Source organism: Corynebacterium sp. HMSC034E11 (genome assembly GCF_001835905.1).
Classification (GTDB): Bacteria; Actinomycetota; Actinomycetes; order Mycobacteriales; family Mycobacteriaceae; genus Corynebacterium; species Corynebacterium coyleae.
On record NZ_KV826410.1, the window covers coordinates 1 to 21,877 of the forward strand.

The 21,877-nt window shown below is 59.6% G+C and carries 18 protein-coding genes; 9 read left to right on the top strand and 9 right to left on the bottom strand.

Annotated features, from left to right (window positions below):
* A partial coding sequence (locus tag HMPREF2690_RS07935; protein ID WP_210401389.1) for an ATP-binding protein occupies positions 1-713 on the top strand: 713 nt, incomplete at its 5' end.
* Between the two features lie 79 nt (positions 714-792).
* Positions 793-939, top strand: coding sequence for a hypothetical protein (locus HMPREF2690_RS11960; protein ID WP_186806821.1), 147 nt, complete (start codon positions 793-795; stop codon positions 937-939).
* Positions 940-1,114: 175 nt separating this feature from the next.
* Here HMPREF2690_RS11960 and HMPREF2690_RS07940 read toward each other — a convergent pair whose 3' ends face one another.
* From HMPREF2690_RS07940 to groL, 8 genes are all read right to left on the bottom strand, one after another.
* Entirely contained in the window at positions 1,115-4,774 is a 3,660-nt protein-coding gene (locus HMPREF2690_RS07940) for a DUF6923 family protein (RefSeq protein ID WP_070422458.1), read from the bottom strand.
* Between the two features lie 106 nt (positions 4,775-4,880).
* The gene (locus tag HMPREF2690_RS07945; protein ID WP_070422457.1) at positions 4,881-5,780 is read right to left on the bottom strand and encodes a prealbumin-like fold domain-containing protein; all 900 of its coding nucleotides are present in this window, start codon (positions 5,778-5,780) and stop codon (positions 4,881-4,883) included.
* Positions 5,780-6,688, bottom strand: coding sequence for a class C sortase (locus tag HMPREF2690_RS07950; RefSeq protein ID WP_070422528.1), 909 nt, complete (start codon positions 6,686-6,688; stop codon positions 5,780-5,782). Before HMPREF2690_RS07950 ends, HMPREF2690_RS07945 begins: the two co-directional genes overlap by 1 nt.
* A gap of 204 nt (positions 6,689-6,892) precedes the next feature.
* A complete protein-coding gene (locus HMPREF2690_RS07955; RefSeq protein WP_070422456.1) occupies positions 6,893-8,545 on the bottom strand; it encodes a SpaH/EbpB family LPXTG-anchored major pilin in 1,653 nt (550 codons plus the stop codon).
* A 466-nt stretch (positions 8,546-9,011) separates the two neighbouring features.
* Positions 9,012-9,911, bottom strand: coding sequence for a polyphosphate kinase 2 (gene ppk2 / locus HMPREF2690_RS07960; protein WP_070422455.1), 900 nt, complete (start codon positions 9,909-9,911; stop codon positions 9,012-9,014).
* Between the two features lie 103 nt (positions 9,912-10,014).
* Positions 10,015-10,182, bottom strand: coding sequence for a hypothetical protein (locus tag HMPREF2690_RS12195; protein ID WP_167594467.1), 168 nt, complete (start codon positions 10,180-10,182; stop codon positions 10,015-10,017).
* Positions 10,183-10,211: 29 nt separating this feature from the next.
* Positions 10,212-10,376: a hypothetical protein gene (locus HMPREF2690_RS12200; protein ID WP_167617019.1), complete on the bottom strand. Its 165-nt coding sequence runs from the start codon at positions 10,374-10,376 to the stop codon at positions 10,212-10,214.
* 400 nt (positions 10,377-10,776) lie between these two features.
* Entirely contained in the window at positions 10,777-12,414 is a 1,638-nt protein-coding gene (groL, locus tag HMPREF2690_RS07965) for a chaperonin GroEL (protein WP_070422454.1), read from the bottom strand.
* Positions 12,415-12,639: 225 nt separating this feature from the next.
* Here groL and HMPREF2690_RS07970 point away from each other — a divergent pair, with 225 nt between their 5' ends.
* The 7 genes from HMPREF2690_RS07970 to HMPREF2690_RS08000 all read left to right on the top strand — a co-directional run bounded on the left by HMPREF2690_RS07970 (position 12,640) and on the right by HMPREF2690_RS08000 (position 20,513).
* Positions 12,640-14,010 carry a dipeptidase gene (locus HMPREF2690_RS07970; protein WP_070820609.1) on the top strand — a complete coding sequence of 457 codons (1,371 nt, stop codon included), beginning with the start codon at positions 12,640-12,642 and terminating at the stop codon, positions 14,008-14,010.
* Between the two features lie 160 nt (positions 14,011-14,170).
* A complete protein-coding gene (locus HMPREF2690_RS07975; protein ID WP_070820610.1) occupies positions 14,171-17,149 on the top strand; it encodes a Na+/H+ antiporter subunit A in 2,979 nt (992 codons plus the stop codon).
* On the top strand, positions 17,150-17,611 hold the full coding sequence (locus HMPREF2690_RS07980) for a Na(+)/H(+) antiporter subunit C (protein WP_070816011.1): 462 nt from the start codon (positions 17,150-17,152) through the stop codon (positions 17,609-17,611). It begins immediately after the preceding gene.
* A gap of 1 nt (position 17,612) precedes the next feature.
* The gene (locus HMPREF2690_RS07985) at positions 17,613-19,313 is read left to right on the top strand and encodes a Na+/H+ antiporter subunit D (RefSeq protein WP_083320349.1); all 1,701 of its coding nucleotides are present in this window, start codon (positions 17,613-17,615) and stop codon (positions 19,311-19,313) included.
* Positions 19,313-19,834 carry a Na+/H+ antiporter subunit E gene (locus HMPREF2690_RS07990; RefSeq protein ID WP_244268639.1) on the top strand — a complete coding sequence of 174 codons (522 nt, stop codon included), beginning with the start codon at positions 19,313-19,315 and terminating at the stop codon, positions 19,832-19,834. The genes HMPREF2690_RS07985 and HMPREF2690_RS07990 overlap by 1 nt, the downstream gene beginning before the upstream one ends.
* The gene (locus HMPREF2690_RS07995) at positions 19,831-20,109 is read left to right on the top strand and encodes a monovalent cation/H+ antiporter complex subunit F (RefSeq protein ID WP_070422450.1); all 279 of its coding nucleotides are present in this window, start codon (positions 19,831-19,833) and stop codon (positions 20,107-20,109) included. Before HMPREF2690_RS07990 ends, HMPREF2690_RS07995 begins: the two co-directional genes overlap by 4 nt.
* A complete protein-coding gene (locus tag HMPREF2690_RS08000) occupies positions 20,106-20,513 on the top strand; it encodes a monovalent cation/H(+) antiporter subunit G (protein WP_070820611.1) in 408 nt (135 codons plus the stop codon). The genes HMPREF2690_RS07995 and HMPREF2690_RS08000 overlap by 4 nt, the downstream gene beginning before the upstream one ends.
* A gap of 26 nt (positions 20,514-20,539) precedes the next feature.
* Here the strand turns inward: HMPREF2690_RS08000 and HMPREF2690_RS08005 are convergent, their stop codons facing one another.
* Positions 20,540-21,670, bottom strand: a complete 1,131-nt coding sequence (locus tag HMPREF2690_RS08005) for a glutamate--cysteine ligase (protein WP_070820612.1) — start codon at positions 21,668-21,670, stop codon at positions 20,540-20,542.
* Between the last annotated feature and the right edge of the window lie 207 nt (positions 21,671-21,877).

Below are 21,877 nucleotides of genomic sequence, written 5' to 3' on the forward strand. Positions count from 1 at the left end.
CGGATTGCCCCTACCAACTACACGGAAACGGCACCGTGATTGATATTGCAGCAGATCCTGTCTTCGACTCGTGGAGCTTTTCTGACAAAGTGCTCTACGCGCTCGATAAAGAAGTCGCGGCCAAGCGTGAACGACGAGTCAACAAATTACTCAAAGCATCCCGATCGCCAAATCTCGATGCGTGTATCGAAGACATCACCTACGCACCCGGCCGCAACCTCAACAAAGAGCAAATCACCAGACTCGCTCACTGCCAATGGTGTCAAAAAGCGCAAAGCATTGTCATCCTCGGCAAATCATCCGTCGGCAAAACATACCTGGCCCAAGCACTCCTTACCGCTGCGTGCAGAAACGACTACTCTGCCTGTTTCTTCCGCACAGACACCCTGGCCAACCAGCTAATGGTGCTACGCCATGATGACACAGCACGCATGGAGTTTCTTCAAGACTTACACCTGGCAGACGTACTCGTACTTGATGACTTCTTAACAACGCCGATTGATGCTGCCACAGCACACCAGCTGCTCAACATTCTTGCTGAGCGTGAACACCGGGGATCAACCATTGTCACCTCCCAGTTCACGCCCGATGAGTGGTACAAGTCCATCCCGGATGCTGTCATCGCCGAGTCGATACTGAATCGGCTTGTCGTTGGCGCTGAGATCATCACGCTGGAAGGCCCGAACATGCGCCTCGAAGCCAATACGCAGTAGCGGCTCATAGTCAACGCCCGGGTGTTACCCGATACTCACCCGGGCGTTACTGGATACTCACCACAGCGTTACTAAATCCGTGGTCCTAACATTCGCCCGCGCGGTTGCTAACCGCATCGCGTTTATGGACGCCGGCCACATCGTGGAGATCGCCCCACCCGAGGAGTTCTTCGCCGCCCCGAAGTCCGAACGCGCGCAACGCTTCCTGGACCAGTTGGTGTTTTAGAGGTTGGGTCGGGGCGGTTGGCTTGGCGAATCCATCCGGTCGTATATACTCGTGCTCATAGATCCCCCGTCCTCTTCGGAGGCGGGTTTCCTTTTACCCAGAACGGGCGTTGCACTGAACCTTGATGTTCAGTGCAACGCCCGTTCTGTTCGTTTACCCGCGAGGGGTGCCCCGGTTATACCTTACGACGTCCCACGAGCGCACCCGCAGCGATCAGCGCACCACCGAGCAGGATCGGCAGCTGGAGACCAGTTCCTCCTGTCTTCGGCAGATCGCCCTGGCGAACGTTGGCTACTGTCAAAACGGCATCTGTCGAGGTAAGACCCCAGGTAGATGGCGCAGATTCATTGTTCACCTGTTTCGCGATGACCTCCGAATCCTGGTCAATCACAACTGCTGCCTTGCCGTCTTTCATGGTAACCGAGAACAGAATCGGCTTAACCAGCAAACTATAGACATTTCCATCTACCACAGGAGACTTTGTCTCGATAAGTCGATAGTTACCGACTTCCAAATCATCCGCCCTGTAAAAGCCGAATTCCTCACTGAAGTCGAGCAGTTTTCGGTCCACGACATGTTCACCATCGCCAAGCTTTTCCAGAGTGAATTCGGCTCCCTCCAAACGGTTTTCAGGCTTTGGCAACTCTCCTTCAAAGTCTTCGGATGAAATCTTCACAAGACGTAAAGAAACCTTTTCATTTTTGCTTTCTGGAGGTGGAACACAGGCTGTGTCCTCGTTTGGTCCGACTTTAACTGTATTGAAGAGACCTTGATATGGCTTACATTCTTCTTCCGCCGAAAGCACTACGCCTGGGCGAACTGAGAAGACCATTTTGACGTTAAAGGAATGCATACCGTTGCTTGTAGCGTCGAATTGCTTTTCGCCTCTCGGTCGGATCTCGCCACCTTCTGAAAGGATAAACGGGCCATCTCCATTTTGGGAAGACTTTGAACGCTCACGTCCAAACTCATCAATGAAAGACCAACTTGTTCGTTCAAGCACGACACCCTCTGGCATCTGAGGTGTATCAACTACCCGCCGGTAACGCGCACTATTAGCCTTATCTTCGTTTTTAAGCAGCACCCGATAGTCAACCGTGTATGTTCCATCACCATTGTCGACCACTTGATCCTGAATGGCCTTTTTCTCGACCTTTGGGTCGACCCTGACGCTTGGACTCTCCGGCGCAGGGGCCGAAGCGGCATCCGTGTTATACGAGGTTGGAGCCCAGCCTGTCCCGACTACGGTAATCCCGAGGTCTTTAGCAGTCTTAGTCCCACTTAGCTTTTTCGTTGGATCATTAATCTTAAGCTTGATGATCTGCGCTTCATTCTGTCCGGCCGCGGACCCGCCACCAAGCCCGAACGCAATTGATCCGTCAGCCTCCACCCAAGCTTGTCCAAAGACAAGATAGCGGTTGTTCGAAGCGCCGAGAAATTGTCCCAACGTCTGGTTCGTATCTGGAACTAGAAGGTCAGTAACATCAAGCCGAAGTCCTTGCTGCTTTCCGCTCAGATCAACGCGCTCGAGATAGATCTTCCCTTGCCCTGCTGCCCAAGTACTTTGTAGTCCCCATACATAATCTGGGGCGGAATCAATGCTGACAAAGTCCTCGGACACTGAACGGAATTTATGCTCTTGGCGCCATGGTGTTTGTCGTGGTGTCCGATCTCCGAGAGAACTCTTCGATGTTGCTTTTACATTGGCTAGATCAATTTCATATAGCCTACCTGTGCCCCAGTTCGATGAGCCGGAGACCCAGTACCGCCCCTGCGAATCGAAGGTACCAGCGTTAATTCCACTACCAAGGTCGTTAGCTACCGCATCATAATTGTTGTGGTCCTCAGGTAGCTGGCCTTCAAAGCCATCCACTTTTCCAAGGTCGTAGATCTGTCCCGTGTAGGGGTTAATTTGGAGCAAATGACCTGCAGGAAAACAGGGGTCATCCTCGTAACCGTGTCCAGTGGAGTGCCGTGGCTGACTGATCGCATACAAGTAGTTGTCTTGACGATTGTATGCAAGTGCGTTGTACACCCATCCAGTCTTCGGACCAATCTTCATCTGTACGAATCGACCATCGTAATCTTCATCGTCGATTTCGAGATAAAGCTGCGAGGAGATACGGGATCCAGAACTATTCGGACTGGCCACAATGAATCGACGAAAACCGAATTCTTCCTCTGCAACAGTCAATGAGCGCGCGGGTTGACGAGTATCGACTTTACTAGGGTCACGGTAGGTACATTTTTCACCGGGCTTCGTAATTGGAGGGACATCATCCTCCGTAATCGGCGGCGCAATCGGCAATGGTGCCGTGGTTGTGCTTGACCCATCTGGATCTTCCGTTGCTTCCTTTTCGACTACCTTTCCGTGCAGTACGATTTCCTCATCCCGCGTCGGAGCCGACCGATATGTTGTCCTCAAAGTGACAGTTGAATCTGCAGGAATTATTACGGAGTCGATTTGCTTACCATCCTTTACCGGATACCAGGTAATAACAACACGGTCTCCGTATTTTTCGACCTTTCGCTGAATTGAAACGCCTTCCGCCTTTTCAATGGGGAGAGAGAAAAATACGTCTTCAGTATTTGCTGTAGGACTCAGCGTTACGGTCGCACTCGTAAACTCGGATCGCGACTTCACGTCAAAAGTCGTCTCGTATGGATTGTTTCCCAGAGTTTTGTGCTCGGACACTGGGATACCGTCACCAGACACTACAACCGTGTGATCCTGCGGCTGGCTATCGAGATTCTGTCCCCAAACTTGCACACGGTAAAAACCACTTGCAGGCGCAACGGGATTAAGAATGACCGTATCCCCGCCCTTGAGGTACAAGTCATCGACCTTGGGAAGAAGACGGAATTCCGTATCTTCAGATTTACCGTTAGCGTTCCACCCCCACTCTCTCTTCTGAATGTCAGCGAAGGTACGGTCAACAACGGTATTCCCCCCGCGGACAACCCGGACTCGAACCGGTCCATCAATAGCCTTAGTGGCTGCATTGTCTTTGTTCTTCTTGATGGCAAATCGCGTCATCCGCCAGTTTCCGGTTTCATTCACGCGAAACTGGAGTTGTGGGTTCCCATCTAGCCAATCTGCTTTCGGACTAGTCAGCGAAAACTCTTGATCGTAAACGCCTGGGAGATCGGGAAATTGCCCTGGCTGCGAGGCTCGAAGTTCACCAACGCCAAGCTCAATTCCCGCATTAAGCTCGGCGCCGATTGTCTGCCCAAAGCCTGACTCTGCAAGTTCATCCTTAGTCGGCACATCGTTGCTGTCCGCGATTGAGTAGACAGATTCCCCGGAAGTCACTACTTCGAACTCGACTCGCATTGGTGGGATCGTGTGGAGGCCCTGGATGTCAAATGCGAGGTAATCGGCATCTTCGCCGTTAACGAATCCATAGAACTCTGGTTCAATTACGCGATCATCGATTGTGACAGAACGAATCTCCTCAATATCACCTTCACCTACACGTTTGATAGCGAACACATCTTCCTTTGACGCTTTGCCGCCAAACTCCCAGACTTCACCTTCTGGGTCTTCTACGACGACGCGTTCGACGTCACCTTCACGGGTCCAGCTAATTGGAGATTGTGAAATCTGGGGTGTAGCGGGTCCAGATCCATTATCTTTCTCAAGCTTTTCCGAGTGGAACATATCACCCTCGGTTTTGACCGGCGCTACCGAGCTAGTTTCTACAGCCTCCGACGCCACCGTGTTCTCCGCCACAGCACTCTCCGCAGCACCTGCCGTAGTCGCAGAAGCAACCCCCTCCTGCGCGTCGACCGGGTAGGAGCCCAGTCCAGCGGCGAGCGCGAACGAGGCGACCACGGCAGCGACTCCACGAACGGAGCGACGGGTGCGCGAGCTCGCAGTGGCTGCAGGCTTCATAATGTTTCGCATAATCCTTGTTCCTAAATCCGCTTATCTACCGTGTTTACGATTCGTTTTTGCTTCGCCGGGCCAGCACGAACCCGATGAGGATGAGCAGTCCGCCGAGTCCTGCGGCCCACAACACGTTCGCGCCCGTGGAAGCCAGGTCGCCGCCGCGGGTGTTATCTGCTGGTTTGGTCACTGTGGTCACGGAGCTGGTTCGCGTGGTCACCACGGTGGTGGAGCCGTCGGGCCGGGTGGTGGTCAACGTGGTCTTGACCGGGGTGGTCACCGTGGTCACGGTGCTGCCCGACGGTGTTGTTGTCCGCGAGGTGGTCCCTGGCGAGGTCGGCGTTGTCGGTGTCGCGGGTGTCGACGACCCCGGCGTCGGGGTTGGCGTCGGCGACGGCGATGGGGACAGGCCTGGATCGGTGTCCCACTTGGTCACGATGACGTTGTCGTAGGTGAAGTGCTCACCCGACACGTCGCCAAGCGGCAAGATGATCAGCTGCGGGCTGGAGAGGTGGTACTCGTGGTCGTCGTCAGGCGCTTGCTCCTCGAGCAGGTACAGACCAGGCTTCAGGTAGCTGAACTGCACGCGGCCCTTCGCGTCGGTGGTCGCCCTATCGGCGTCCTCCAGTCCACGCTTCCGAACATCCTCCATCGTGAGGTTCTTGGCGCCCTCGCGGCCTTCCTCCGTGGTCACGTCGATGCCCTTCACGCGGGAAAGCACGAAGATGGAGCCTTCGATGGCTGGTGGTTTCGCGCCGGCAGGGATGTCGTCGTTAGGGTTCGGCTCGTTCTTCTTCACCACCAGGAAGATCGGCTTGGTGGCGTCCACGCTGTTGGCGGGGATGTTTTTGTCGTTGCCGGAGACCACGCGGGCATCAGCAAACGGCATGAATGCGCCGGTGGCCAGGATGGATGCCGCGCCAAGCGTGGCGACAGTCTTCGAAGCTCGCATTAGGACTGAACCTCCTTGTTCATAGCGTCCTTGCGGTCGCTCTTCTTCTTTTCGCGGATGATCCACCAGATCAGGGCCAGCAGTACCAGCAGGGAGACGCCGCCGAGGGCCCACATCCACCACTGGAAGGTGGACGTGGATTCGTCGAGAATCTGCGCTTCGTCCGGATCCATCGGCACGCGCTCGGCGTGGACCAGCAGGCGGTGCGTATTGATGCCGTACGGGGTGCACGTGATCAGCGTGAGCAGGTCGCGGCCGGGCTCGGCGCGCAGGCTGTCGGTCTCGTCGGGGAGGACGACCTCGATGTCGTACACCTTGTACTTCATGCGCTCACCGAACGTGGAGACGTAGATGGCGTCGCCGACTTCGACGTCTGACAGGTTGTCAAACAGGGTTGCAGTCGTGAGCCCCGTGTGGCCGGTGATCACGGAGTGGAAGCCCTTGCCGCCGGTCGGCAGTGCGGAGCCGTACAGGTGGCCGAGGCCTTTCTGCAGTGTGTTTTCGCTGGTGCCGTGGAAGACGGGCAGGCGGACGTCGATAGACGGGATCGCAATTTGCGACATCGCCGACACCCCCGCCAACTGCGCCTCATACGCCTTGTACTCAGCGTTGTCTTCACTGATGCGCGCAAGCCACGGGTCCAGAATCGGACCGTCGGTATGCGCGCGGTTGTACGCGACCGCCGCCTCGTACGCGCGGTTGACCTGCTCCGGCGGTGCCGCCTCGAGCTGGTCTTCGTACATCTTCGCCACCTGCTCCTGCACACGGTTGTTCCACTGGGTGGAGATCACCGGGTACATCAGCACCGTCAGGCCAACGAGGATGATGAGGACAGGCAGCGCGACACGCTGGAAGAACGACTTCTGCGCCGGCTGCTTCCGGTGCTTCGCCTTCACTGCTGTGGTCACGTTGTTGTCCTCTCTGGGGCCATCGCTTATCGACGACAACCCTTTCCTTCAAAACTGGAGCAGGAATTTAACGCCCTCCTGCTGGCGGGCGTGCGCCCCGGCGGGTCCGGTTGGGTCCGGCTCCGGGGCGCCTCCGGGGTTAGCGCTCTTTGGTGAGCACTAGCCCTGGAGTCCGCTTATGCGTTTGCGCTTATGCGTTCTTGCTTATGCGGACTGGGAGTTGCGACGTGCCGCGTAGACACCGCCACCGATGATCGCGAGGCCAGCCAATGCGATGATCAGCACACCCATGCCACCGGTGGCCGGGAGCAGAGGAACCTTGGTATCCGGAATGTTCTCAATATCCTTGCTGACCTGGCGGACCTTAACCCCGTCAGTCTCGACGATGTCTTCACGGGTAAGGGTCAACTTGGTGACAGCCTTGTCACCTTCCGGAAGGATGTAACCCTTCGGCGCTTCCGTCTCCTTGAGGCAGTACTCGAAGTTCTTCTTTGCCGGCTTTGCCTCATCCCCGTCAACCCAGTCAGTGACGTGAATACCGGTGAAGGAGAGTTCACCCTGGTCCGAAGTCACGCCTTCCTGGATGATCGTGCCTGGAACATCGCAGCGGTAAAGCTGGAACTTCGCACCCGCCAGCTTCTCTTCCTTGTTGTCCTTGTCAACCTTCACAACGTTGATGTTTCCGATGTAGGAAATCACCTTGTCGTGCGGGGTCTCGCCGTCCGGTTCGTCTCCTTCACCGACGTCCTCGCCTGGGTTTCTGAAGAAGAAGTGCTCGTTCACACTGTTTTCAATCTGCTGATCGTTCTCCTGCAGCAGCGTTGCCTTCACGGTTACGCGAAGCTTTTCGTTCGCCTTCAGCCCTGCACCTGCAGGATCATCAACGATGACCCGGAACGCTTGGTCAGCGCCAGCCGCAACGTTATCGGCACTAGGAACCGGCGCTTCCTTCACCACACGGAAGTTCGTGATAGGAGCAGTTTGCTCCTCACCCTGAGCATTCTTGTAGACGCGCTCAACCTTCTCAATGAGATTGTTGTTATCGAAGTCCCACTTCAGTTCGTCGGACTTCGAAGCATCCGTCAGCGTCAGGTTCTTCAGCACCTTACCCTCTGGCGCGGACGGAACAACACCTTCCAGGACGTACTTCACGGTGGAGTTAGCTTCTGCACGCTTCCCATCTTCAGCGTGAACGTTGTCGTCCTGAACTTCCTTGGTGACGCGAGCCATAGAGTTCTTTGGATAAACCTGAACGTTCTCGTTCCAGCCATCGCCCTTGCTGTTCGTCATTGGAACGAAAACAATAAACGGCTGCGCACCAACGTAGGTCTGCTTATCTTCGATCTTCGGCGTTTCCGTCTCCGTCACAAGGTAGGCACCCGGTGCAAGATTCTCGAAGACAGCCTGGCCTTGGCCTTTGGTCTCCTTTGTTTGCTTGGTGAACTTATTATCCTTGTTAGGCAGATCCGCATCTGCATGGCTCTTGTTGTACTTGTTCGCCTTTTCGACGAGATCGTTGTACACAGCCTGCTTGGTGATGTCGCCCTCGAGTTTCTCGATCTGGAAGGTGGCACCGTTGAGCGGCTCGCTGTACTTTCCGGCATCGGCGAATGCTTCGCCGTTAGAGTTGACCAGCTCGGTCGGGTTAACACGCTTGTTGATGGTCAGGGCGTACGTCGACTTATTATCAATCGTCGAAGCAGCGGGAGCTTTCTCTGCAAGCGCTGGCGCGACAACGGCGGGTGCTTCAGCTCCATCCTGAGCCAGCGCATCCTGCGCGGCGATGCCGGCGGAACCGGCGAAGGTCAGGCCTGCGGCGATTGCGATCGCAGCGGTCTTCTTCATGGCAATTGCCATAGTGGTGGTCCTTTCGGAGAAATGTTTGTCGCTGGGCCCTATTGGTCAGCGAGAGAAGTACTTCAACACGGTGGCGCGGTACATCCTCCGTGCGATTCTTCTGGGCCCAGCCTGGGCGCCACCGTAAAATCTATTTGGTTGCACAACTTAAGTAAAGCGCAAATATGAGCCGTTTTCCCTCGTTAAGGATGGTTTCAGGCAAGTTTCCAAACCTTTGCGTTAGCTGCGAAAAGCGAGCTGGCCTTACAGACAAATGACACCGAAAAACGGGTGACCGGCGTCACCTAATAGGTGGTGGGAGATGTTCGACACACTTTTTCGTGTGAGTTTTCAAGGGAATTCTTAGCAACCGCGCACGCCGCGCGGACACCTCCCCAACTGTGCGCTTATCCGCCGGTCGGGCACACAAAAAACGACCCCCTGCGCCGGAGATTCCGGGGCAGAGGGTCGTCGATAAGCAGGGGCTCTAGTCGCCGATCTGGTCGCGGCCGCGCTTCACAATCAACGGGTCGGGCTCGCCAACCACGTCGTGGTCCTTGTTCGTGTACTCAAACTTGGACAGAATGTAGCGCATCGCATTCAGGCGGGCGCGCTTCTTGTCATTGGACTTGATGGTGATCCAGGGGGACTCGTCAGTATCCGTGTAGCGGAACTGCTCCTCCTTCGCACGCGTGTAGTCCTCCCACTTATCCAGCGACGCCAAGTCCATCGGCGACAGCTTCCACTGACGCACCGGATCCACCTGGCGGATAGCAAAGCGGGTGCGCTGCTCCTTCTGGGTCACCGAGAACCAGAACTTGGTCAGCGAGATGCCGGAGCCGAGGATCATGTTCTCCAGCATCGGCACCTCACGCAGGAACTCGGCGTGCTGCGACTCGGTGCAGAAACCCATCACGCGCTCAACGCCGGAGCGGTTGTACCAGGAGCGGTCGAAGAACACGATCTCGCCCGCAGCCGGGAAGTGCTCGATGTAGCGCTGGAAGTACCACGACGTGCTCTCGCGTGGCGAAGGCTTCTCCAACGCAACGGTACGAGCACCACGGGGGTTGAGGTGCTCGTTAAAGCGCTTGATGGTGCCTCCCTTACCGGCGGCGTCGCGGCCCTCAAAGATAATGATGTGGCGCTGACCAGTATCCTTCGTCCAGTTCTGCCACTTCAGCAGCTCAATCTGGAGCGCGCGCTTCTCATGCTCATACTCATCGCGGGAGAGGCGCTCATCGTACGGGTAATTCTCGCGCCACGTCTGAATCGCAGTGCCGTCCGGCATCAGCAGCACCGGATCGTCTTCATCGGTGTCGTCCACAACCCAGCCTTCGGTCTGGGCGAGGTCGATCATCGGCAGTTCGTCATCCTTGTGGTCAGCCATACCACTCATTCTATTCCGCTTTGCCTCGCTGCGCTGGGAAAGCCCCCCACTAACAGAAAAATGCCCCGTCGCACGTAGCGACGAGGCACCTTACAGGTCGGTCTTATGCAACCAGACCAACGAGGTCGGCGAGAGCGCCTGCGAGGACGCCGAAGTTGCCAAGCAGCTCAACGAGAGCGCCCGGGATACGGGTGACCTCGGTAGCGGTGCCGTTCTCAACGCCGAGACCGGTGCCGGAGGAAAGTGCAACCCAGTTGTACAGTGCTTCCATGATGTTTTTCTCCTAGTTAAGAGGTGTGCTTACTTAGCTTCTGCAGCCGGCTTCGGGGTGACCTTCTTGCCGGTCGCCTTCTCAGCGAACGTCAGCAGAGACTCCGGGGTCTTGGTGAAGATCTTCTCGATCGCGGTTGCGAACGTCTTGAAGTCCTTGAGCGCCTTCTGGATGACCTTGAGATCTACAGGCATTACATGCTCCTAAAAGTTAGGTGCCAGTCTGTGTCTGGCTTTACTGACAGGTACTGACACCCATCGGGCGTCAGGGAGTTATTTTGCCATAGGTAACGATTACGTCAAGGGGAACTGCAGAATTGTTTTCAATGCTGACAGATATTTTTCAACACCTCACGTTTACCAAAACGTAACCATATTTCAGCTCTATCGACTACCTGCCCAAATTCAATAAAAGAAGTAAACGTCATATGAATTCGATGACGACTGTATAGACCATTCAGCGCCGAAACCCGCGACGGAAACTCCACAAACCGGAAGTGGATGTGGGGAACTACACCTATTCAGGGGGTCGTCGACAAGCAATTGCGCAAAAGAAAAACGCGCCCCGAAGGACGCGTCTCTCAACAAGCGGGCGTTACATCATGCCCATTGCTTCCGGGTCCATGCCCGGGTTTGCACCAGCCGGCTCCGGCTTGTCAGCCACAACCGCCTCAGTGGTCAGGAACAGCGCGGCGATGGACGCAGCGTTCTGCAGCGCGGAACGGGTCACCTTCGCCGGGTCCGCAATGCCGTTAGCCAGCATGTCGACGTACTCGCCGGTCGCAGCGTTCAGACCCTCGCCATCCGGGAGGTTGGCAACCTTGTCAGCCACCACGCCCGGCTCCAGGCCAGCGTTCAGCGCGATCTGCTTCAGCGGAGCGGACAGGGCCTCGCGGACGATCTTCACGCCCGTAGCCTCGTCGCCCTCAAGGCCGAGGTCGCCCTCGAGCTCGTTGGCAGCCTGCAGCAGAGCCACGCCGCCACCAGCGACGATGCCCTCCTCCACAGCAGCCTTAGCGTTACGCACAGCATCCTCAATGCGCAGCTTCTGCTCCTTGAGCTCCACCTCAGTAGCAGCGCCAACCTTGATCACCGCAACACCGCCGGCCAGCTTGGCCAGGCGCTCCTGCAGCTTCTCGCGGTCGTAATCGGAGTCGGAGTTCTCGATCTCAGCGCGGATCTGCTTCACGCGGCCGTCGATCTGCTCCTGCTGACCAGCACCCTGCACGATCGTGGTCTCATCCTTGGTCACCACAACCTTGCGAGCCTGACCCAGCAGCTCAACGCCAGCAGTCTCCAGGGACAGGCCGACCTCTTCGGAGATGACCTGGCCGCCGGTCAGGATCGCCAGATCCTGCAGCATTGCCTTGCGACGATCACCGAAGCCCGGAGCCTTCACAGCCACAGACTTGAAGGTGCCGCGGATCTTGTTCACAACCAGGGTGGACAGGGCTTCGCCCTCAACGTCCTCAGCGATGATCAGCAGCGGCTTGCCGGACTGCATGACCTGCTCCAGCACCGGCACAAGCTCCTTGACGTTGGAGATCTTGCCGGACACCAGCAGGATGTACGGGTCCTCGAGCACGGCCTCGCCGCGCTCCATGTCGGTAGCGAAGTAAGCGGAGATGAAGCCCTTGTCAAAGCGCATACCCTCCGTGACCTCGAGGTCCACACCAAACGTGTTGGACTCCTCGACCGTGATCACGGACTCCTTGTTCACCGCACCGTTGCCAACGGCGTACATTGCCTCGGCGATCTTCTTGCCGATCTCCGGGTCAGAAGCGGAGATACCAGCGGTGGAAGCGATCTCCTCCTGGGTCTCAACTTCCTTTGCCTGATCCAGCAGGTACTTGGATACCTTGTCGGTGGCAGCCTGGATGCCGCGCTTGATACCCATCGGGTTGGAACCAGCCGCAACGTTGCGCAGGCCCTCGCGCACGAGTGCCTGGGCGAGAACGGTAGCGGTGGTGGTGCCGTCACCGGCGACGTCATCGGTCTTCTTCGCGACTTCCTTGACCAGCTCAGCGCCGATCTTCTCGTACGGATCCTCAAGATCAATCTCGCGAGCGATGCTCACGCCGTCGTTGGTAATCATCGGAGCGCCCCAAGACTTCTCCAACACCACGTTGCGGCCCTTCGGGCCCAACGTGACCTTCACGGCATCAGCCAGGGTGTTCAGACCGGTCTCGAGGCCGCGACGTGCTTCCTCATCAAATGCAATCATCTTTGCCATGTGAGTGTGTCACTCCTTATATATAGGCGTACGTGGACGATCACTCAGTTCGTCGGTGCAAGCAGGCGCCCGCGACGGCACGGCTGACGAGTGGTCTCAGCCTCACCCGCTCTTCTTCGTTTATTTGGCACTCGGTTGAGATGAGTGCCAGCCACATTTTTAGCACTCTCGGGGGTTGAGTGCAAGAGACGCAGGGGCTGGCTCGGTTGCTGCTAGCGTAGTGCCATGACTGACGCACAGAACAGCACAAGCAACAGCACAGCAACCTACGCACCGCAGCGCGACCGGATCTTCGCGGATCTGTCCAAGCTGGTGTCCTTTAACTCCCCGCACTCCACCCCGGCCCTGAAGGACGAGCACGAGGCAGCGTGTGTGTGGACGGTCGAGGCGCTCAAGGATCTCGGCTTTGAGGTCACCCGCTACCCGACGGTGGACGACGCGGACACGATCGTCGCTACGAAGCCAGCGAAGAACGGCATGCCGACGGTGCTGCTGTACTCGCACTACGACGTCGTCCCGGCGAACGATCCAGAGGCTTGGACGAACAACCCGTTCGAACTCACCGAGCGTGACGGCCGCTGGTACGGGCGCGGCGCCGCGGACTGCAAGGGCAACCTGGCCATGCACCTGGAGGCACTGCGCCTCGTCGAGGAAAACGGCGGCACGGACCTGGGGCTGAAGGTTGTCGTCGAGGGCTCCGAGGAGCTCGGTGGGGATGACGGTCTGGGTAAGTTGATCGTCGACAAGCCTGAGGTGTTTGAGGCGGACGCGATCCTGATCGCGGACTCCGGCAACGTCGCTGTCGGTGTGCCAACGCTGACCACTTCCCTGCGCGGCGGCGCCCAGATCAACGTGACGGTGGAAACACTCAAGGGCGCGATCCACTCCGGCGGTTTCGGCGGCGCGGCTCCGGATGCGGCGCACGCACTGATGGTCATTGCAACGTCGCTTTTCGACGAGCACGGCCGCACCACCATCGACGGCGTGGACACCACCGCGAAGTGGGACGGCGACCCGTACGATCCGGAAACCTTCCGCGGCGACGCGACCGTCCTGGACGGCGTGGAACTGCTGGGCACCGCAGACGATAACCCGGCTGACCTGGTGTGGGCGCGCCCGGCCGTGACCATGATCGGCTTTACCTCCACCCCGGTTGCAGAGGCGATGAACGCGGTGAACCCGCGCGCGGAAGCACAGTTCAACCTGCGCGTCCCGGCTGGCCAGGATTCCGCCAAGGTGGCGGAGAAGATGGTGGAGCACATCAAGGCCCACACCCCGTGGGGCGCCAAGGTGGACGTACAGGTCAGTGGCGTGAATCAGCCGTTTTCTACGGATGTGGAAGCGGAGGCCGTCGCAAAGCTTGGGCAGTGCCTGAAGGACGCATACGGCGCAGACGAGCTGGCTGTCGTAGGCACCGGCGGCTCGATCCCACTGACCATCACCCTGCAGGAGCAGTTCCCCAACGCGGAGATCGCACTGTACGGCGTGGAGGAGCCGCTGTGTGGCATTCACGGTGTTGACGAGTCCGTCGACCCGACCGAGATCGAACATGTGGCCATCGCCGAGGCGATGTTCCTGCAGCAATACGGGAAGTAAGAAAAATTCGCTACAGTGGCAAAAAGACGGCCGCGCCACTGGTGTTGACGCGTTGTATCTTGTTGCCGCGATGAGCAAGTTATTTCTGTGTGAACTGGAAAGCCCCTGAGGTTAGGCGCGCCAACGGTACGACCGACCTCAAAGGAGGGCTGCCAGAAACGTGCTCACGTTACTTCTTGCGCTCACGGCTGCCAGCGCCATCGCCCCGGTGCTGCTGCGCAGCATCGGCCGCTCGGCGTTCGCCCTACTGGCGTTGGTGCCGCTCGGCGGCTTCCTGTGGGTGGTCAAACTCTTCGCCGACGGGGTGTTCCGCGACGGCGGGGAGATCGTTTCCACGTTCACGTGGATGCCATCGACCAACCTCAACTTAGAGTTTCGCCTCGATGCCCTAGCAGCGCTCTTTAGCCTGATCATCCTGGGTGTCGGGGCGCTTGTGTTGTTCTACTGCTGGGGCTACTTCGACTCGAACCCGCGCAGGCTGGCCAAGTTCGGGTTTGAGCTCAGCGCCTTCGCCATGGCCATGTACGGCTTGGTCATCTCGGACAACTTCCTGCTCATGTACGTGTTCTGGGAGTTGACCTCGATCCTGTCGTACATGCTGGTGTCGTATTACGGGGAGCGGGCGACCTCCAGACGCGCAGCCATGCAGGCGCTGATGGTCACCACGATGGGTGGCCTGGCCATGCTGGTGGGCATCAACCTCCTAGGCTTCAACGCCGGCATCTGGCGTCTGTCCGAGGTGTCCCAGATCGCCGACATCGAGGGCACCCCGGCGATCTCCGCGGCAATCGTGCTGATCATGTTGGGTGCGCTGACCAAGTCCGCCCAGGCCCCGTGGCACTTCTGGTTGCCCGGCGCGATGGCGGCGCCGACGCCGGTGTCGGCGTATCTGCACTCGGCGGCGATGGTCAAGGCGGGTATCTATCTCGTCGCTAGGCTTGCGCCCGACATGTCGGCGGTGACCACGTGGCACCTGCTGGTGCTGTCTACGGGTGGGTTCACCATGCTGCTGGGTGGCTGGATGGCGCTGAAGCAGCGCGACCTGAAGCTGGTGCTGGCGTACGGCACGGTGAGCCAGCTGGGCTTCATCATCACGGTGATCGGCGTGGGGTCGCGTGAGGCCGCGATGGCGGGGCTTGCGATCACGTTCGCGCACTCGCTGTTTAAGGCCGCGCTGTTCATGATTGTGGGCACGATCGACCACGCCACCGGCACGCGCGACATCCACGAACTGTCGGGGCTGGGCAAGAAGCAGCCGTTGTTGGCGGGGTTGGCCATTGTGTCAGCTGCGTCGATGGCTGGCATCCCGCCGCTGTTCGGGTTTGTGGCCAAGGAAGCCGCGCTGGAGATGATCCTGCACGAGGAGTTGCTCACCGGTATGCCGGGCAGGATCACGCTGGTAGTGATGGTCGCTGGTTCCATCCTGACCATGGCGTACTCGCTCTACTTCCTGCACGGTGCCTTTGCGACGAAACCAGAGCACGACCGCAAGCCTTCCGAAGCCGTGCGCGACATGCACCGGGTGGGCCCCACACTGTGGCTCTCCCCCGCCATCCTGACTGCCGGCACGATCGTGTTTGGCCTGGTGCCGGCGTTGCTGTCGGACCCGATCAACAACCACCTCGACGCGCGCTTCCCGGACGTGGAGGGCGAAACGCTCGCGCTGTGGCACGGCATCAACGTGCCGCTGATCCTGTCTGCGGTAATCATCACTGCGGGCGCGATCATGTTCTGGCAGCGCGACCTGGTGGCAAAGGCCCAGTTTGAACAGCCCGCGCTGGGTAACGCCAACAGCGTCTACGACACCATCCTGAGCAAGCTGCACCACTGGTCGATGCGCCTGACCGCGTCGACCCAGCGTGGTTCGTTGGCGATCAACCTGGGTGTCATCTTCGCCACCCTCATGGTTGTGCCGCTGGCGGCGCTGATCCTGGGGGCGTCGAACAACATCCGCATGATCGTGTGGGAAAACGTGTGGCAGGGCCTGATCGTGATCATCATGGCGGGCATGGCGTTCTTTGCCACCCTGCAGCGCAACCGCCTGTCTGCCGTGGTCATGGTCGGCATGACCGGCTACTGCCTGGCCATGATCTTCGCGCTGCACGGCGCACCGGACTTGGCGCTGACGCAGGCGCTGGTGGAGACCATTGTGATGGTTATCTTCATGCTGGTGCTGCGCAAGATGCCCACAGAGGTCGAGCCGCGTCACGACGACAACCGTCTCCGCGCCTGGCTCTCCATCGGCACCGGCGTATCAGTGGTGGTCGTGGCCATGACGGCGATGTCCGCACGCGTGGCCGAGCCGATCTCCACAACCATGCCGGAGCTGGCGTACGAAATCGGTCACGGCCGCAACACCGTCAACGTGCTGCTGGTGGACCTGCGTGCCGCCGATACGCTCGGTGAGATCACCGTGCTGGTCATCGCCGCAGTGGGTGTGGCCAGCCTGATCTTCGGCACCGGCAAGTTTGAAACCCAGTCACGCCGCCCGACCCTGCAGACCACAAAGGCCCGCTGGTTGGCCTCCGGCGTGAACGACGAAACCGCACAGAACCGCTCCCTGATGGTGGAGGTTGCCACCCGCATCCTGTTCCCATCGATGATGCTGCTGTCGGCGTACTTCTTCTTCTCCGGCCACAACGCCCCAGGCGGCGGGTTCGCAGGCGGCCTTGTCGCCGCACTCGCGCTCACGCTGCGCTACCTGGCGGGCGGCCGCAAGGAGATCGAAGCAACCCTGCCGGTGCACCCAAGCAAGGTGCTCGCCGCTGGCCTGCTGATGTCCGCCACTGCGGCGGTCGTGCCCATGTTCTTCGGCAACCCGCCACTGACCTCTGGGTACGCCACGTTCAGTCTGCCGCTCATCGGCGAGTTCGACGTCCCATCCGCCCTGCTTTTCGACGCCGGCGTCTACGCCATCGTCGTCGGCCTCATCATGCACGTGCTGGCCTCCATGGGCGCCCACATCGACCTCGAAGAAGAGTCCCGTAAGCAGCGCGCCCGCGACCGCGCCATCGAACTGCAAGAGAAGAACCGCAGGCGCCGCGAACAGCAAAAGCGTGATCGCCTGCAGCGGTTTGATGAGCGGGCGGCGGTGTCGTCGGCAGGGTCGTCGTCGATTAGCAAGAGCTCGGAGAAGTAAATGGAAGCGAACCTGTTCTTACTCATCGGCTCGGGCGTACTCATCGCGTGCGGTGTGTACCTCATGCTGGACAAAGTGATGACGCGCATGATCATGGGCGTGCTGCTCATCGGCAACGGCGCGAACCTGCTCCTGCTGCAGTCGGGCGGTCGCGCGGGCTCGCCGCCGATCCTCGGACGCGACTCCGTAGCAGCAGCCGACGCCGCCGATCCGCTCGCGCAGGCGATGATCCTGACCGCCATTGTCATCTCGATGGCGATGGTCGGATTCATGCTCGCGCTCGCCTACCGCCAGTACCGCTACCGCAGCGACGACGTGGTCGAACGCGACGAAGAGGACCGCGCAATTGCGGTGCGCCCAACCACGCCGACGGGCGACCGCGACGAAGAGGAAGCGGCCGGCAAGGCTGCTGCGTCGGCATCGTTCGAAGAGCCAGTAAAGGGGGCGGAGCGTGAGAAGTAGTATGTTAGCCCTCGCCGACTGGGCCCTGCCCGCAGTGCCGTACCTGACGGTGCTGATGATTCTGCTGCCGCTCATCTCCGCGGCGTTCATCCTGGTGTTCCGCGGCGTGAACCTGCAGCGCTTCATTGCCCTGCTGACCCTGGCCACACTGACGGTCATGTCGGCGGTGCTGATCATCGTCGCCGACATCCACGGCATCCAAACGGTGCAAATGGGCGGCTGGGAGGCGCCGATCGGGATTACGTTGGTGGCGGACAGGTTGTCGTCGATAATGTTGTTCGTCTCCTCGATCGTGCTGTTCGCGGTGATGTGGTACGGCATCTCCCAAGGTCTGCGCGATGGTGACGACGACGACCCAGTCGCCGTCTTCCTCCCCACCTACATGCTGCTGAGCATGGGCGTGAACCTATCATTCCTGGCAGGTGACCTGTTCAACCTGTACGTCGGGTTTGAGATCTTCCTCGTCGCCTCCTACGTGCTGCTCACCCTGGGCGCGTCGCCGCAGCGTGTGCGCGCCGGCATCGGTTACGTGATGGTGTCCATGGCGTCGTCGATGGTGTTCCTGTTTGCGCTTGCGCTCGTGTACGCGTCCGTGGGCACGGTGAACATGGCACAAGTCGGAATCCGCATGGCCGAACTACCCACCGGTACGCGCGCCGCAATCTTTGCGACGATCCTCGTCGCCTTCAGCATCAAAGCCGCCGTCTTCCCCCTCGACGCCTGGCTGCCGGACTCCTACCCCACCGCCGCCTCCATCGTGACCGCCGTGTTCGCAGGCCTCCTCACCAAAGTTGGCGTGTACGCGATCATCCGCATGCGCTCCACCGTGTTCACCGACGGCTCGCTCGACAACATGCTCATGTGGGTCGCCCTGTTGACCATGATCGTCGGCGTGATGGGCGCAATCGCCCAAAACGACATCAAACGTCTCATGTCGTTTACCCTGGTCAGCCACATCGGCTACATGATCTTCGGCGTGGCCCTCGGCTCCGTCGCAGGCCTATCCGGCGCGATCTTCTACGCCGTCCACCACATTCTGGTGCAGACGTCGCTGTTCCTGGTGATTGGGCTCGTCGAAAGGCAAGCAGGCTCCGCCCAACTGCGCCGCCTGGGCTCCCTGCTGTACACCGCACCCGTCATCGGCGTGCTGTACCTCATCCCGGCGCTCAACCTCGGCGGCATCCCACCCCTATCCGGCTTCCTGGGCAAAGTCATGCTCATCCAAGCCGGTGCCGAAGACGGCTCCTGGCTCGCTTGGACCCTCATCGGCGGCGCAGTGGTCACCTCGCTGCTCACCCTGTACGCCATGATGAACGTCTGGTCCAAAGGCTTCCTGCGAGATCGCGCCGACGCCCCCGAAGGCGACGTCGTCCTCGCCCGCCCCGCCAACCTTGCCGAGCGCGGCGAAACCGTCTCTGCCGGCGAACGCGACGACGTCGGCCGCATCCCCGTCGGCATGTTCCTCTCCACCGCACTGCTGGTACTCGCCTCCACGTCGATCACGTTCCTGGCCGGCCCGATCTCCAACATCACCGACCGCGCCGCCCAATCCGCCCAAGACGTCACCATCTACCGCAGCGCAGTGCTTATCGACGACCCCACCCAAGCCACCCGCAACCTCGACGCCTTCACCGAACCCACCGACTCCCACGGCGGGCACGACTCGCTGATGAACCGTCGCAACCAGGAGGTGCGTAACTGATGAGCCTGCTCACCGGTGTAAAAAACCGCATGCGCCCCGCCTCCGTCGCGTGGCTAACCTTCATGTGGGTCCTGCTCATGGGCGAAGTGTCCTGGGGTAACGTGGCCGCCGGCCTCGCCTTAGGCGTCGTCATCGTGCTGGCCCTGCCGCTGCCGCGCGTCCCCCGCAGCGGAAACCGCATCCACTGGCCACGCCTGATCGCCTTCGTCGGCATCTGGCTGTGGGACCTCATCGTCGCCTCCGCCAAAGTGGCCTGGCTCTCGCTGAGGCCCCAACCGCAACCCAAAAACGCGATCCTGCGCGTACCCATGCGCGTCAGCAACGAATTGGTGTTCTACCTGGCCACCTGCGCCTACAACCTGCAGCCCGGCGGCACCGTCACCGACATCGACCTGGCCAACCGCGAATGGACCATCCACGTCCTCGACGCGTCCACCCCGGCCGACATCGAACGCGAAATTGCCAACGTAGCCACCCTGGAACGCCAAATGATCGGGATCTTCGAAAGCAGGAGCAAATGAACGAAACGATCTACAACGTCTTCCTCGCCATAGCCGCCATCTTCATCTTCGCCGGCTTCTTCATCCTCGCCTGGCGAGTCATCGTCGGCCCCGACTCCCTCGACCGCGTCCTAGCCAACGACGGCATCACCGCCTCCCTCCAGTGCGCCCTCGCCCTCTACATCTGCTGGACCTTAGACACCACCGTGGTCAACGTGATGATCGTCATCGCACTCCTCGGCTTCATCGCCTCCCTGTCCGTCGCCCGCTTCCGCAAGAGGGATGGTTCCCTATGATCACCGACATCATCTCCCTGATCTTCATCCTGCCCGGCGCGTTCATGGTCTTCTCCGCCGCCGTCGGCACCGCACGCTTCAACTCCACCCTCGCGCGCGTCCACGCCATCACCAAACCCCAAACCACCGGGCTCGTGCTGTTCATGATCGGCACCATCATCCGAGTCACCACCGCCGAAGACTTCGGCGTCCACGAAAAAGGCGACATCGGCATCATGATCCTGCTGGTGCTGTTCGCCCTCATGACCAACCCCGTCACCGGCCAACGCCTCGGCCGCATCGCCCGACGCGAAGGCCTCTACGGCGAAGACGGCCAACTCACCCGCAACGACCGCCCCGCCAGCTACCACCCCAAGCGCATCAACCCCAACAAGCCCACCGAAACCGAACGGCCGGCGGGCTAAGGGCTGGCTGCTACGGCGCTACGGCGCTACGGCGTGAGTTCCCACATTTCGTCGCAGGTCGCGTCCACAACCGCCTTCCAATCACCCGTGCGCTGGTAAATCTCCCGCTGGCGCTGGTAGCCAGCGCCGCGCTCGACGATTTCGCTGACCAGCCGTAGCTCGTCGAGGCAGTTGAGGTCTTGGGCCGTGGGCGTGAGTTCGTCGATAAGCAATTGCAGCTCGTGCTTAATCCAGTCCTCGTCCGTATCGCGGCTAGTGATCACGAGCGCGTCCATGCCATAGCGAGCGCCGCGCCACTTATTCTCCGCGACGTGCCACTGCTGCAGGGTGGGCAGGGACTCGCCGCGATCGAGCATCCGGTCGTAGTGGACCACGAGACAGTGCGTGAGCGCCACGACCGCGGCAAGCTCGCGCAGGTTAGACGTGGCATCCGAAATGCGAACCTCGATCGTGCCCCACTTCGCGGCCGGGCGGACATCGAAATGCATCGAACCCGTGTGATTAATCACGCCCGAAGTCTGCTGATCGCGCATAAATGCAACCCACTCATCCCAATCCTGGAACTGATACGGCATACCCGCGGTGGGAAGCTGCTGGTAAAGCATCGTGCGGTTCGAAGCGTAACCCGTATCGATGCCGTCCCAACCCGGGCTCGAGGCGCTTATCGCGAGCAGGTGCGGGTACTTCGTCATCACCGCATTAATGATCGGCCACACCTTGTCCTCATGACTGATCCCAATGTGGCAGTGGATACCCCACAACAACATGTGCTGACCCCAATACTGGGTGCGATCCGCGATCTCCTGATACGTGTTCTTCGGACTCAGCGGATTCGTGCGGAAATCCGAAAACGGGTGGCCGCCGCTCGCCCACAGGCGGAGGTTCTTCTCATCCGCGACCTCCTTGATCGCTTTGAGGTCGCGCTGGAGGGCGTCGACCGCCTCCCTGGTATTCGTGCAGATCGGCGTGACAAGCTCGATCGTGTTCTGCAGAAACTCCGGCTCCAGGTGCACGTCCGGATTGCGCTTCTGCACCTCCTCGATCACCTCAGCCGCACGCGGCACAAGGTCGCGCGTTTCCGGGTCGACGAGACAAATCTCCCACTCGACACCGAGGGTAGGGGCGGCCGACCTGGCAAAATCGCGAAACGGATCCATAGTCAGCCAGCCTAACCGCTTCGGTTCCCGGGACTGGCATGGCGAAGCGGTTTATATGCGGGGCGGTGCTGTTGGGGTTCCGCCTTCCACACAGATGGTGAGGACGCAACGGAGAGCTTGCCGATTTTTGGCCATCTTCACCCTTGCATTCTCACCATGTGTTGGGGTGGTGCCGGGGTGGTGTCGTCGTAAAGCTAAACGGCGCCT

What these genes read in the sequence shown, in the direction of transcription:
- HMPREF2690_RS07945 (WP_070422457.1), bottom strand. Translation starts at nt 5,780, where the DNA reads ATGCGAGCTTCGAAGACTGTCGCCACGCTTGGCGCGGCATCCATCCTG.
- HMPREF2690_RS07955 (WP_070422456.1), bottom strand. Translation starts at nt 8,545, where the DNA reads ATGGCAATTGCCATGAAGAAGACCGCTGCGATCGCAATCGCCGCAGGC.
- ppk2 (WP_070422455.1), bottom strand. Translation starts at nt 9,911, where the DNA reads ATGGCTGACCACAAGGATGACGAACTGCCGATGATCGACCTCGCCCAG.
- HMPREF2690_RS12195 (WP_167594467.1), bottom strand. Translation starts at nt 10,182, where the DNA reads ATGGAAGCACTGTACAACTGGGTTGCACTTTCCTCCGGCACCGGTCTC.
- HMPREF2690_RS12200 (WP_167617019.1), bottom strand. Translation starts at nt 10,376, where the DNA reads ATGCCTGTAGATCTCAAGGTCATCCAGAAGGCGCTCAAGGACTTCAAG.
- groL (WP_070422454.1), bottom strand. Translation starts at nt 12,414, where the DNA reads ATGGCAAAGATGATTGCATTTGATGAGGAAGCACGTCGCGGCCTCGAG.
- HMPREF2690_RS07970 (WP_070820609.1), top strand. Translation starts at nt 12,640, where the DNA reads ATGACTGACGCACAGAACAGCACAAGCAACAGCACAGCAACCTACGCA.
- HMPREF2690_RS07980 (WP_070816011.1), top strand. Translation starts at nt 17,150, where the DNA reads ATGGAAGCGAACCTGTTCTTACTCATCGGCTCGGGCGTACTCATCGCG.
- HMPREF2690_RS07985 (WP_083320349.1), top strand. Translation starts at nt 17,613, where the DNA reads ATGTTAGCCCTCGCCGACTGGGCCCTGCCCGCAGTGCCGTACCTGACG.
- HMPREF2690_RS07990 (WP_244268639.1), top strand. Translation starts at nt 19,313, where the DNA reads ATGAGCCTGCTCACCGGTGTAAAAAACCGCATGCGCCCCGCCTCCGTC.
- HMPREF2690_RS07995 (WP_070422450.1), top strand. Translation starts at nt 19,831, where the DNA reads ATGAACGAAACGATCTACAACGTCTTCCTCGCCATAGCCGCCATCTTC.
- HMPREF2690_RS08000 (WP_070820611.1), top strand. Translation starts at nt 20,106, where the DNA reads ATGATCACCGACATCATCTCCCTGATCTTCATCCTGCCCGGCGCGTTC.
- HMPREF2690_RS08005 (WP_070820612.1), bottom strand. Translation starts at nt 21,670, where the DNA reads ATGGATCCGTTTCGCGATTTTGCCAGGTCGGCCGCCCCTACCCTCGGT.